This window comes from Bradyrhizobium sp. YCK136, assembly GCF_044570075.1.
In the GTDB taxonomy this organism is placed as follows: Bacteria; Pseudomonadota; Alphaproteobacteria; order Rhizobiales; family Xanthobacteraceae; genus Bradyrhizobium; species Bradyrhizobium diazoefficiens.
Window position 1 is genome coordinate 9,637,134 of record NZ_CP172424.1, and the last position, 12,859, is coordinate 9,649,992.

A 12,859-nucleotide genomic window follows, 5' to 3' on the forward strand; every position below is an offset into this window, starting at 1 on the left:
GTCGCCCGGATGCTCGCAGATACTGACCACGATCTCGACCATGGGCCGCGGACCGAAAGGTCCGCGACCATGCGGATGTGCGCGGTCAGCCGCGAGGTCCGGCCGATCGACGAGCTGATCCGTTTCGTCGTCTCGCCGGAAGGGCACATAGTTCCCGATCTCAAGCGCAAGCTGCCCGGACGCGGCATGTGGATCACCGCCTCGCGCGAGGTGGTTGCGGAAGCGGTGCGGCGTCACCAATTTAGCAAGGCCTTCAAGCGCGAGCTGCGCACCCCTCAGACGCTTCCCGCCGACATCGAGGCGCTCCTGGTCCGGAGCGTGACGGAAGCCCTTGGGATTGCCGCCAAGGCGGGCCAGGTCGTGGCCGGCTTCGGCAAGGTCGAGAGCGCGCTTCGGGAAGGCACGGTCGAGGTCCTGATCCACGCCAGCGACGGGGCCGCGGACGGAATCCGCAAATTGGACATGCTGGCGCGTCAAAATGCCGGAAATCGCGGCGCCAAGCCGCAGATTCCCGTCGTGACCGGACTGAAATCGATAGAATTGGATTTGGCACTGACCCGGTCAAATGTGATACATGCTGCGCTGCTCGCGGGCCCGGCGAGCAGGTCATTCCTGTCACGTAGCCAGATGCTGGTCCGATACCGGATGGCGGACGATGACAAGACTGCCGAAAAGCGCGGCCAGGATTTCTGAGAGACAACGACCAACCGACATGACTGTGCGGCAACGCACAACGACAACAAGATCAGGATTAGGACTGCTGAATGGTTGATACCAAGACCCCTGGCGACAAGAAGCTGAGCGTTCCGAGCAAGACGCTATCGCTCAAGCCGCGCGTCGAAACGGGCACCGTGCGCCAGAGCTTCAGCCACGGCCGGAGCAAGCAAGTCGTGGTCGAGAAGCGCGGCAAGCGCCGTATTGGCGACGGTCCCGAGCCGCACGCGCCCGAGGTGACCGCAAAGCCGGCGCCCGCCGCGCCTGCCCCGTCGCGCCCGGCTCCGCCGCCCGCCCCGCCGCGCAATGCCGGTTCCGGCGTGGTGCTGCGCACCCTGACCGAGGACGAGCGTTCGGCCCGTGCCAGCGCGCTGGCCGATGCCAAGCTGCGCGAAGTCGAGGAACGCCGCCAGGCCGAGGAAGAGGCCCAGCGCCGCGCCGTCCGCGAGGCCGCCGAACGCGCCGAGCGCGAAGCCGCCGAAGCCCGCCGCAAGGCCGAGGACGAGCGCCATCGCCACGAGGACGAAGCCAAGCGGAAGGCCGAGACCGAGGCCAAGAAGCGTTTTGGCGAGGGCGAGCAGCCGGCTTCGGCCGCGCGTCCCGCGACCGCAGCGCCGGCCGCACCCGCACCGCGCCCCGGTGCGCCCGCGGCACGGCCCGGAACCACGACGACCCGCCCGGGAACAACGACCGCGCGTCCTGCAACGACGACCGCGCAGCGTCCGGGTGCACCGGCAGGTCGCGGCCCCGCAGTTGCGGCCGAGCCGGACGAGGACGAGGCGCCGCGCCAGATCCGTCGCGGTCCCGGCGGCGCCGCGCGTCCCGCGCCGCCTCCCAAGACCACTCACAAGCCCGGCCCGCAGAAAGAGCGCGGCCGTCTCACGGTGGTCACCGCGCTCAACGCCGACGAGGTGCGCGAGCGCTCGATCGCCTCGTTCCGCCGCCGCACCCAGCGTCTGAAGGGCCATGCCTCGAACGAGCCGAAGGAAAAGCTCATCCGCGAGGTGATCATTCCGGAAGCGATCACGATCCAGGAGCTCGCCAACCGCATGGCCGAGCGCGCGGTCGACGTCATCCGCATGCTGATGAAGCAGGGCGCGATGCACAAGATCACCGACGTGATCGACGCCGACACCGCGCAGCTGATCGCCGAAGAGCTCGGTCACACCGTCAAGCGCGTCGCCGCGTCCGACGTTGAAGAAGGCCTGTTCGACCAGGTCGACGATTCCACCGACACCGAGACGCGTTCGCCCGTGGTGACCGTGATGGGTCACGTCGACCACGGCAAGACCTCGCTGCTCGACGCGCTCCGACATGCCAACGTGGTCTCCGGCGAAGCCGGCGGCATCACCCAGCATATCGGCGCCTATCAGGTGGTATCGCCCGAAAGCGGCAAGAAGATCACCTTCATCGACACGCCCGGCCACGCCGCGTTCACCGCGATGCGCGCCCGCGGCGCCAAGGTCACCGACATCGTCGTGCTGGTGGTCGCGGCCGATGACGGCGTGATGCCGCAGACCGTCGAAGCCATCAACCACGCCAAGGCGGCGCGGGTGCCGATCATCGTTGCCATCAACAAGATCGACAAGCCCGATGCCAAGCCCGAGCGCGTGCGCACCGAGCTGCTCCAGCACGAAGTGCAGGTGGAATCCTTCGGCGGCGACGTCGTCGACGTCGAGGTGTCCGCCAAGAACAAGACCAATCTCGACAAGCTGCTCGAAATGATCGCGCTCCAGGCCGATATCCTCGACCTGAAGACCAATTCGGAGCGTCCGGCCGAAGGCACCGTGATCGAGGCCAAGCTCGACCGCGGCCGTGGCCCGGTCGCGACCGTGCTGGTTCAGCGCGGCACGCTCCGTGTCGGCGACATCATCGTTGCCGGCGCCGAGATGGGCCGCGTCCGCGCGCTGATCTCGGACCAGGGCGAGACGGTGCAGGAAGCAGGTCCGTCGGTGCCGGTCGAGGTGCTCGGCTTCAACGGTCCGCCGGAAGCCGGCGATCGCCTCGCCGTCGTCGAGAACGAAGCCCGCGCCCGCCAGGTCACGAGCTACCGCGCGCACCAGAAGCGCGAGAACGCGGCAGCCTCGATCTCCGGCATGCGCGGCTCGCTCGAGCAGATGATGTCGCAGCTGAAGACGGCGGGCCGCAAGGAATTCCCGCTGATCATCAAGGCCGACGTGCAGGGCTCGCTGGAAGCGATCCTCGGCTCGCTGGAGAAGCTCGGCACCGACGAAGTCGCCGCCCGCATCCTGCATGCCGGCGTCGGCGGTATTTCGGAGTCGGACGTGACGCTCGCGGAAGGCTTCAACGCCGCGATCATCGGCTTCTCGGTTCGAGCCAACAAGGAAGCCGCTGCGGCCGCCAAGCGCAACGGCATCGAGATCCGCTACTACAACATCATCTACGACCTCGTGGACGACGTGAAGAAGGCGATGAGCGGCCTGCTCGCGCCGACCTTGCGCGAGACCATGCTGGGCAATGCCGCGATCCTGGAGATCTTCAACATCTCCAAGGTCGGCAAGGTCGCCGGCTGCCGCGTCACCGACGGCACCGTGGAACGCGGCGCCAATGTGCGCCTGATCCGCGACAACGTCGTCGTGCACGAAGGCAAGCTGTCGACGCTGAAGCGCTTCAAGGACGAAGTGAAGGAAGTCCAGTCCGGTCAGGAATGCGGCATGGCCTTCGAGAACTATCACGACATGCGTGCCGGTGACGTGATCGAGTGTTATCGCGTGGAGACGATCCAGCGCTCCCTGTAAGTCCAAATCTTACCGAAGCGCCCGGATCTTTTTGAGCTGAAATAGCGGGAGTGAGATGGCCGGATTTTTTCCGACCATCCGCGCCTCTTCGTTTCAACGGACAAATGACAATGCTCGTGTCCCAAACGCGGGCACGACGAGGTGATTTCCAGAATGCCGCGCCACCACCAGAAAAAAAGTTCCGCGTCCGGCGGAGGCTCGCAGCGCCAGTTGCGCGTCGGCGAGCAGGTTCGCCATGCGATGGCCGAGATTCTGGCGCAAGGCAACGTGCATGATGCGGACCTCGAAGGTCACATCGTCACCGTGCCGGAGGTGCGGATGTCCCCCGACCTGAAGCTCGCGACAATCTACGTGATGCCGCTCGGTGGCCGCGACACCGAGATCGTCATCGCTGCGCTCGAGCGCAACAAGAAATTCCTGCGCGGCGAAGTCGCGCGGCGCGTTAACCTGAAATTTGCACCTGACGTTCGCTTCCGCGTCGACGAGCGATTCGACGAAGCGGAACGGATCGAGAAGCTTTTGCGAACACCTGCGGTGCAGAAGGACTTGGACAAGAATCTGGAACAGAATCCGGATTCGGATCGGGAAGAAGAGCAATGACGATGGACCCGGCTCACGGCACGATCGGCGGCGAACAGGCCGATCAGCGCGACGTGCAGAAAAATAATTTTGCAGACATGGGCGGCAATTCCCAGCCGCACCAGGAGCCGCGCCGCGTCAACAACGATCCCCGCGCCAAGCAGCAGAAGGGCAACCAGGTTCGCCGCGACCGCCGCGACGTCCATGGCTGGGTCGTGCTCGACAAGCCGATCGGCATGACCTCGACGCAGGCCGTCGCCGTGCTCAAGCGCCTGTTCAACGCCAAGCGCGCCGGCCACGCCGGCACGCTCGATCCGCTCGCTTCCGGCGGCCTGCCGATTGCGCTCGGCGAAGCCACCAAGACGGTTCCCTTCGTCATGGACGGCCGCAAGCGCTACCAGTTCACCGTGTGCTGGGGCGAGGAGCGCGACACCGACGACATCGAGGGCCGGGTGACCGCGACCTCCGAGCTGCGCCCGACCCGGGAGGCCATCCTGGCGCTGTTGCCCCGCTTCACCGGGGTGATCGAGCAGATCCCGCCGCGCTATTCCGCGATCAAGATCCAGGGCGAGCGCGCCTATGACCTCGCCCGCGACGGCGAGGTCGTGGAGCTGGCTCCCCGCCCGGTCGAGATTCACCGATTAACCCTTGTGGATCAACCGGATAACGACCGGGCCGTGTTCGAGGCCGAATGCGGCAAGGGCACCTATGTCCGCGCGCTGGCCCGCGATATGGGCCGGATTCTCGGCACTTATGGCCATATCTGCGCGCTGCGGCGGACCCTGGTCGGCCCATTTGGCGAAAACGACATGATTCCGCTGGATCAGTTGGAGGCTTTGTGCGATAGAGCCGCGTCCGGCGAGGGCAGCCTCGCCGACGCGCTTTTGCCCGTTGAGACCGCGCTGGACGACATCCCGGCGCTGGCCGTCACTCGGGCTGATGCGGCAAGGCTCCATCGGGGCCAGGCCGTTTTGTTGCGCGGACGGGATGCGCCCACTTGTAGCGGCACAGTCTATGTCACGGTGGCAGGCCGCCTTTTGGCGCTTGCCGAAGTCGGCAATGGCGAAATCATCCCCAAGCGTGTGTTCAACCTGACCGGCCTGACTGCCAGCCCCGGTCGCAACGAGAGAAATTGACGATGTCGATTGCCGCAGAACGCAAAGCGGAAGTCATCAAGACGAATGCCACCAAGGCCGGCGATACCGGCTCGCCCGAGGTTCAGGTCGCGATCCTGTCGGAACGCATCAACAACCTCACCAGCCATTTCAAGACCCACGTGAAGGACAACCATTCGCGTCGCGGTCTCTTGAAGCTGGTCTCGACCCGCCGCTCGCTCCTCGACTACCTCAAGAAGAGGGACGAGGCGCGCTACAAGGCACTGCTCGAGAAGCACAACATTCGTCGTTAAGTGTTCCTGCGCGCGCCACTGGCGCGCGTTTTCGCGCGTGGTTTCGAACGAAAGCGTTTGTTTAAAGGTTTTTGATCGAGGCTGCGTGCGCGTCGGATGCGAGCCCAAAGCGCGAAGAATCGCATTTTGGATTGTTGTTTGAGCATGATCTTTTCGGAAAACCGATTCGCACTTTTCCGGATCATACTCGAGTGACGGCCAGCATCCGGGGCACGATCGGCGAAGACCGCAGTTCGGTGTTCGCGTTCGTGCCGACTGACAGTCCAGCAGCAATCCGGCGGCTGGGCACAACGGGCAAGGCGCCCGTATGACCCGAAAGGATGGACGCCATCCGAAATCCAAAAACCATGGCAGGATCGCAGGACGCTGATCATCCGCTCCGATCAGCGTCCCGCAATCTTGCGCATGGTTTTTGTTTTTCGAAGCGTCCCTTGTTTCGAGAACCCATGAAAGAAGACCTCTATGTTCAATAAGCATTCAGTCGAGATCGACTGGGGCGGACGCCCTCTCAAGCTCGAAACCGGCAAGATCGCCCGCCAGGCCGACGGCGCCGTCGTCGCCACCTATGGCGAGACCGTGGTGCTCGCCACCGTCGTCGCGGCGAAGGCGCCGCGCGAAGGCGTCGACTTCCTGCCGCTGACCGTCGACTACCAGGAGAAGACCTACGCCGCCGGCCGCATTCCCGGCGGCTATTTCAAGCGTGAGGGCCGTCCGACCGAGAAGGAGACGCTGGTCTCCCGCCTGATCGACCGCCCGATCCGTCCGCTGTTCGTCGACGGCTGGCGCAACGAGACCCAGGTGATCGCCACCGTGCTGTCGCACGACATGGAGAACGATCCCGATATCGTCGCGCTGGTGGCCTCGTCGGCTGCGCTGACCCTGTCGGGCGCTCCCTTCAAGGGTCCGATCGGCGCCGCGCGCGTCGGCTTCGTCAATGACGAATACGTTCTCAACCCGACGCTCGACGAGATGGTCGACACCCAGCTCGACCTCGTCGTCGCCGGCACGGCCGACGCCGTGCTGATGGTGGAATCGGAAGCCAAGGAACTTAACGAAGACATCATGCTCGGCGCGGTGATGTTCGGTCACCGCCACTTCCAGCCGGTGATCAACGCGATCATCGAGCTCGCCGAGAAGGCCGCCAAGGAGCCGCGCGAAGTCACCGTCATCGACAATGCCGCGCTCGAGAAGGAAATGCTCGGCCTCGTCGAGCAGGAACTGCGCGCCGCCTACGCCATTCCGGTCAAGCAGGATCGCTACGCCGCGGTCGGCAAGGTCAAGGAAAAGGTGATCGCCCATTATTTCCCCGAAGGGCAGGAACCGAAATACGACAAGCTGCGCATCGCCGGCGTGTTCAAGGAGCTCGAGGCCAAGATCGTTCGCTGGAACATCCTCGACACCGGCAAGCGCATCGACGGCCGCGACTCCAAGACCGTGCGCAACATCATCGCCGAAGTCGGCGTGCTGCCGCGCGCCCACGGCTCGGCGCTGTTCACCCGCGGCGAGACCCAGGCGATGGTCGTGACCACGCTCGGCACCGGCGAGGACGAGCAGTACATCGACGCGCTGTCGGGAACGTACAAAGAGACGTTCCTGCTGCACTACAACTTCCCTCCCTATTCGGTCGGTGAGACCGGCCGCCTCGGCGGCACCAAGCGCCGCGAGATCGGCCATGGCAAGCTCGCCTGGCGTGCGATCCATCCGGTGCTGCCGCCGCATCACGAGTTTCCGTACACGATCCGCGTGGTCTCCGAGATCACCGAATCCAACGGCTCCTCGTCGATGGCTTCGGTCTGCGGCGCCTCGCTCGCGCTGATGGACGCAGGCGTGCCGCTGAAGCGGCCGACCGCGGGCATCGCGATGGGCCTGATCCTCGAAGACAAGCGCTTTGCGGTTCTCTCCGACATCCTCGGTGACGAGGATCATCTCGGCGACATGGACTTCAAGGTCGCCGGCACGGAATCGGGCATCACCTCGCTCCAGATGGACATCAAGATCGAGGGCATCACCGAGGAGATCATGAAGGTGGCTCTCGGCCAGGCCAAGGATGGGCGTATCCACATCCTCGGCGAGATGGCCAAGGCGCTGACCAACGCCCGCGCCGAGCTCGGCGAATACGCGCCGCGCATCGAGACCTTCAAGATCCCGACCGACAAGATCCGCGAAGTGATCGGCACCGGCGGCAAGGTGATCCGCGAGATCGTCGAGAAGACCGGCGCCAAGGTCAACATCGAGGACGACGGCACCGTGAAGGTCGCCTCCAGCGACGGCGAGGCGATGAAGGCCGCGATCAAGTGGATCAAGTCGATCGCGTCCGAGCCCGAAGTCGGCCAGATCTATGACGGCACCGTCGTCAAGGTGATGGAGTTCGGCGCCTTCGTGAACTTCTTCGGCTCCAAGGACGGCCTCGTCCACATCAGCCAGCTCGCTTCGGCGCGCGTGCAGAAGACCTCCGACGTCGTCAAGGAAGGCGACAAGGTCAAGGTCAAGCTGCTCGGCTTCGACGACCGCGGCAAGACCCGCCTGTCGATGAAGGTGGTCGACCAGACCACCGGCGAGGACCTCGAGGCCAAGGACAAGGCCGCCGAGGGCGAGAAGGCCCCGCGCGAAGCGGCCGGCGAGTAAGTCTCGCACCAGTCCAGAAAAACGAAGGGCGGCCGAGAGGCCGCCCTTTTTGTTTGTGTTCGTGCTCGCCCGGGAGAGCTGCGCTCGCTCTCCCGCTTGCGGGAGAGGGCTGGGGTGAGCCCGCGCCTTCGGCGCCACCTCTCCCGCAAGCGGGAGAGGTGTAACACCGCCTTACGCCGCGAGATCGAACCGGTCGAGGTTCATCACCTTGGTCCAGGCCTTGGCGAAGTCCTTCACGAACTGCTCCTTGGCGTCCGAGGTGGCATAGACCTCGGCGTAGGCGCGGAGCTGCGAGTGCGCGCCGAAGATGAGATCGGCGCGCGTGCCGGTCCACTTCACCGCGTTGGTCTTGCGGTCGCGAGCCTCGTAGGTGCCGTCGGCCGCCGGCGCCCACTGCGTGCTCATGTCGAGCAGGTTGACGAAGAAGTCGTTGCTCAACGCACCCACCTTCGCGGTGAGGACGCCGTGCTTCGAACCGTTCGCATTGGCACCGAGCACGCGCAGACCGCCGACCAGCACGGTCAACTCGGGTCCGGTGAGCTTCAGAAGCTGTGCGCGATCGACGAGCGCTTCTTCCTGCTGCAGGAACTGCTGCCGCTTGCCGACGTAGTTGCGGAAGCCATCGGCGCGCGGCTCCAGCGGCGCGAAGGAAGCCGCATCGGTCTGTTCCTGCGAAGCATCCATGCGGCCCGGCGTGAACGCGACCTTGACGTCGACGCCGGCGTCCTTCGCGGCCTTCTCGACCGCAGCGGTGCCGCCGAGGACGATGAGGTCGGCGAGCGAGACCTTCTTCGCGCCGGCCGAGGCGTTGAACTCCTTCTGGATCGCCTCGAGCTTGCCGAGCACCTTCGAGAGCTGAGCCGGCTGGTTCACCTCCCAGTCCTTCTGCGGGCTGAGACGGATGCGCGCGCCGTTGGCGCCGCCGCGCTTGTCCGAACCGCGGAACGTCGAGGCCGACGCCCATGCGGTCGAGACCAGCTCCGGCACCGAGAGGCCCGAGGCCAGGATCTTCGTCTTCAGCGCAGCGATGTCCTGATCGCTGACCAGCTCGTGATTCACGGCCGGGATCGGATCCTGCCAGATCAGCGTCTCCTTCGGCACCAGCGGGCCGAGATAGCGCTGGATCGGACCCATGTCGCGATGGGTGAGCTTGAACCAGGCGCGGGCGAATGCATCCGCGAACTGATCCGGGTTCTCCAGGAAGCGCCGCGAGATCTTCTCATAGGCCGGATCGAGGCGCAGCGAGAGGTCGGTGGTCAGCATCGTCGGCCGGTGCTTCTTCGACTTGTCGAAGGCGTCGGGAATGATCGCCTCGGCACCCTTGGCCGTCCACTGGTTCGCGCCGCCCGGGCTTTTCGTCAGCTCCCATTCGTACTTGAACAGGTTCTCGAAGAAGTTGTTGCTCCACTTCGTCGGCGTCGTCGTCCACGTCACCTCGAGACCGCTGGTGATGGAGTCGCCCGCCAGGCCCGAAGCGTGCTTGCTCTTCCAGCCGAGACCCTGATCCTCGAGCGCGCCCGCTTCCGGCTCCGGTCCGACCAGCGACGGATCGCCCGCACCATGGGTCTTGCCGAAGGTATGACCGCCGGCGATCAGCGCGACGGTTTCCTCGTCGTTCATCGCCATGCGGAAGAAGGTCTCGCGGATGTCCTTTGCCGCGGCGATCGGGTCCGGCTTGCCGTTCGGGCCTTCCGGATTGACGTAGATGAGGCCCATCTGCACCGCGCCGAGCGGCTCGGCGAGCTGGCGTTCGCCGCTGTAGCGCTCATCGCCCAGCCAGGTGCCTTCGGGACCCCAATAGAGCTCTTCCGGCTCCCAGACGTCGGCGCGGCCACCGGCGAAACCGAACGTCTTGAAGCCCATCGACTCCAGCGCGACATTGCCCGCGAGCACCATCAAATCGGCCCAGGAGATCTTGCGGCCGTATTTCTGCTTGATCGGCCAGAGCAGCCGGCGCGCCTTGTCGAGGTTGGCGTTGTCGGGCCAGCTGTTGAGCGGCGCGAAGCGCTGCTGACCGGCACCGGCGCCGCCACGGCCATCGGTGATGCGGTAGGTGCCGGCGCTGTGCCAGGCCATGCGGATCATCAGGCCGCCATAATGACCGAAGTCGGCGGGCCACCACTCCTGCGAGTCCGTCATCAGGGCGGTCATGTCCTTGATGACCGCGTTCAGGTCGAGCGTCTTGAATTCCTTGGCGTAGTCGAATTCCTTGCCCATCGGATCGGACAGGCCGGAATTCTTGTGCAGCATCTCGATGCTGAGCTGGGTTGGCCACCAATCGCGGTTCGCCGGCACGCGTTTTCCACCCGAAAACGGGCACTTTGAAGTGTCGTCCATGAATACCTCCTCTGGTGGCGTCGAACTCGCGCCTTTGACCAGGTAGAACCACTCTAAGCCCCGCATTCCATCAGGGGAAGTTGACTTTAATGATCGCTGCGATAGGATTTTCTGATGGTCAACGTGACGATGCGCCAGCTCCGGTATTTCGACGCGCTGGCGCGTCACGGCCATTTCGGGCGCGCGGCGGAGGCGAGCTCGATCTCGCAGCCGGCCCTGTCGATGCAGATCAAGGAACTGGAGGAGGCGCTCGGCGGCCTGCTGCTGGAGCGCACCGCCCGGCAGGTCGCGCTGACGCGGTTCGGCGAAGAGCTCGCCCCCCGCGTCCGCGACATCCTGCGCTCGGTCGATGAGCTCGGCGATTTCGCGCGGGCGTCGCAGGACCGCTTCGCCGGCCGACTGCGCATCGGCATGATTCCGACGATCGCGCCGTATTTGCTGCCCAAGATCACCAAGAATCTCACGCGCATGCATCCGGAACTCGACATCCGCGTGCGCGAGACGATGACGCCGCGGCTGATCCAGGAACTGGTCGAAGGCCGGCTCGACACCGCCATCGTCGCGCTGCCGGTGTCCGAGCCCTCGCTCACCGAGGTTGCCCTGTTCGAGGAGAAATTCCTGCTGGTGCGGCCGGGCGCGGATGAGGGAACGCCGGCGCCCTCGCGCGAGATGATGCGGGAGATGCGCCTCCTGCTGCTCGAGGAGGGACACTGCTTCCGCGACCAGGCGCTGTCGTTCTGCAACATGCAATCGGCGCCGCCGCGCGAGATGCTGGATGCGAATTCGCTGTCGACGCTGGTCCAGATGGTCAGCGCCGGCATCGGTGTCACCTTGATCCCGGAGATGGCGGTGCCGGTGGAGACGCGATCGGCCTCGGTCTCGCTCACGCGCTTTCGCGACCCGCAGCCCTCGCGCACCATCGGCATGGTCTGGCGCAAGACCAGCCCGCTGGCGCGGCAGCTGCTGCAGATTTCCGAGGTGGTGTGCCTGTCGGCCGGCAAGGTGCGCGCACGGCAATCCGTGCGCAGCCAACGGGCCTGACTTCCGATGCCGCAACCCGTCATCCGCCCCGCCCGCGCGGACGAATATGACGAGATCGCCCGCGTCTGGATGGAGAGCTGGGTCTCGACCGGGCTTGCCGAGGCGAGTGAATTCCTGCTGGCAAACCTGCGCGCACGCATCAGGCGCGAGATCGAGAACGGCTGGAGCCTGTTCGTCGCCGACGACAACGGCGCCATCGCCGCGATGCTCGCACTGCATCTGCCCAAACTCTATCTCGATATGCTCTTTGTCGGGCCCGCCTTTCAGGGGCAATCGCTCGGGCGAAAACTGCTCGCCTTCACGCGCACGCAAATGCCTGACGAGATGTACCTGCGCTGTGTGCGCGAAAACGAAAAGGCCTGGCGCTGGTACGAGCGCGAAGGCTTTGTGTTTGAGAAGGAAGAGGTCGAACCGTCGAACGGGTTCGTGATGAAGTATTACCGTTGGAAGCGGCCGGCTGCGGGATAGACCACGATCTCTGGATGCAGCTTGCGGTTGTCACGATCCCCACCTAGTGTGGCGGGACCGATGACCCCTGCTCCCGGAATCCATGCTTCGCATTGCTGTCTCGCTGATCGCGCTCCTGTCCCTTCTGACCCCGGCAGTCGCACAAACTCCTCCCGCAACAACAGCGCCCGTCGCTCAGTCCGCACCACAGGCAAAGCCGGTTGCCAAGAAAGCGGCGCCGAAGGCCAAGCCGACTGCGAAGCCGCCGGTCGCGGCAGAGAGCGGCCCGTGTCGGCTCGGTGTGATCTCGGTGATCGGAGATCGCTACTCCGTACAGAAATTTGGCATTACGATCTTCGAGGCTGAGGCAAGCGAGGTCCCGATCGACTGGGGTCTCGACGATCTCGTCGTCGCACGGGTGCGCGCGGCAACGAATAACGATCCCGGGGTACGTAGGATCGCCTATCCCAAGGGCGTCTTCGAGCCCTTCTATAATCCGAAAACGATCCTGATCCGCGATCCCGGAGAGCGTCTGCCGGACATCGTACGAAGCTTCACCGCGAATGCGAATTGCGAGCGCTATCTTGTCGCAACCACGTTCAAGGCGGAGCTGCCAAATTCGCATATGACGCTAAACGGCATCGGCACTTACAATCAGGGGGTCGGCGGCATCCTCCGTCACTCGCATCTTTTCGCCAATGTTGCGATCACACTGATCGACGGAAGGAGCTACGAGGAGATCAAGCGCCCCTTTGTGAATTTCGGCGCCAACTTCGCTGCGAGTCTGCGACTGACCGAAGACCCACTCAACAAGCTCGACAACTCGCTATTTCCCGACCCACCCGCGGCAGCTTCCGCCAGCGCGGCGCTGCGCGAGAGGACGCGCGCGCTCATCACCGACAGGCTCGACCGGGGCCTGCCGGGCTATCTAAAGGAAGAGTAAGCGCCT

The 12,859-nt window shown here is 64.8% G+C and carries 10 protein-coding genes; 9 read left to right on the top strand and 1 reads right to left on the bottom strand.

Annotated elements, in window-relative coordinates:
* The first annotated feature begins 9 nt into the window (after positions 1–9).
* From ACFLEY_RS46590 to pnp, 6 genes are all read left to right on the top strand, one after another.
* Positions 10–693 (top strand): RNA-binding protein, encoded by a 684-nt coding sequence (locus tag ACFLEY_RS46590; protein WP_011083606.1) that lies wholly within the window; start codon positions 10–12, stop codon positions 691–693.
* A gap of 71 nt (positions 694–764) precedes the next feature.
* Positions 765–3,473 carry a translation initiation factor IF-2 gene (gene infB, locus ACFLEY_RS46595; RefSeq protein ID WP_011083605.1) on the top strand — a complete coding sequence of 903 codons (2,709 nt, stop codon included), beginning with the start codon at positions 765–767 and terminating at the stop codon, positions 3,471–3,473.
* Between the two features lie 153 nt (positions 3,474–3,626).
* Entirely contained in the window at positions 3,627–4,073 is a 447-nt protein-coding gene (gene rbfA / locus ACFLEY_RS46600) for a 30S ribosome-binding factor RbfA (protein WP_060909540.1), read from the top strand.
* The gene (truB, locus tag ACFLEY_RS46605; protein ID WP_028172518.1) at positions 4,070–5,188 is read left to right on the top strand and encodes a tRNA pseudouridine(55) synthase TruB; all 1,119 of its coding nucleotides are present in this window, start codon (positions 4,070–4,072) and stop codon (positions 5,186–5,188) included. The genes rbfA and truB overlap by 4 nt, the downstream gene beginning before the upstream one ends.
* Before the next feature lie 2 nt (positions 5,189–5,190).
* Positions 5,191–5,460, top strand: coding sequence for a 30S ribosomal protein S15 (gene rpsO, locus ACFLEY_RS46610; RefSeq protein ID WP_011083602.1), 270 nt, complete (start codon positions 5,191–5,193; stop codon positions 5,458–5,460).
* A gap of 462 nt (positions 5,461–5,922) precedes the next feature.
* On the top strand, positions 5,923–8,085 hold the full coding sequence (gene pnp, locus ACFLEY_RS46615) for a polyribonucleotide nucleotidyltransferase (RefSeq protein ID WP_028172517.1): 2,163 nt from the start codon (positions 5,923–5,925) through the stop codon (positions 8,083–8,085).
* A 171-nt stretch (positions 8,086–8,256) separates the two neighbouring features.
* Here pnp and katG read toward each other — a convergent pair whose 3' ends face one another.
* Positions 8,257–10,422: a catalase/peroxidase HPI gene (gene katG, locus ACFLEY_RS46620; RefSeq protein ID WP_060909541.1), complete on the bottom strand. Its 2,166-nt coding sequence runs from the start codon at positions 10,420–10,422 to the stop codon at positions 8,257–8,259.
* Between the two features lie 114 nt (positions 10,423–10,536).
* Between katG and ACFLEY_RS46625 the strand changes: the two genes are divergently transcribed.
* The 3 genes from ACFLEY_RS46625 (at position 10,537) to ACFLEY_RS46635 (ending at position 12,853) form a co-directional block, all read left to right on the top strand.
* Positions 10,537–11,463, top strand: a complete 927-nt coding sequence (locus tag ACFLEY_RS46625; protein WP_011083599.1) for a hydrogen peroxide-inducible genes activator — start codon at positions 10,537–10,539, stop codon at positions 11,461–11,463.
* A 6-nt stretch (positions 11,464–11,469) separates the two neighbouring features.
* Positions 11,470–11,931, top strand: coding sequence for a GNAT family N-acetyltransferase (locus ACFLEY_RS46630; RefSeq protein ID WP_060909542.1), 462 nt, complete (start codon positions 11,470–11,472; stop codon positions 11,929–11,931).
* Between the two features lie 289 nt (positions 11,932–12,220).
* A complete protein-coding gene (locus ACFLEY_RS46635; protein ID WP_396604459.1) occupies positions 12,221–12,853 on the top strand; it encodes a hypothetical protein in 633 nt (210 codons plus the stop codon).
* The last annotated feature ends 6 nt before the right edge of the window (positions 12,854–12,859 follow it).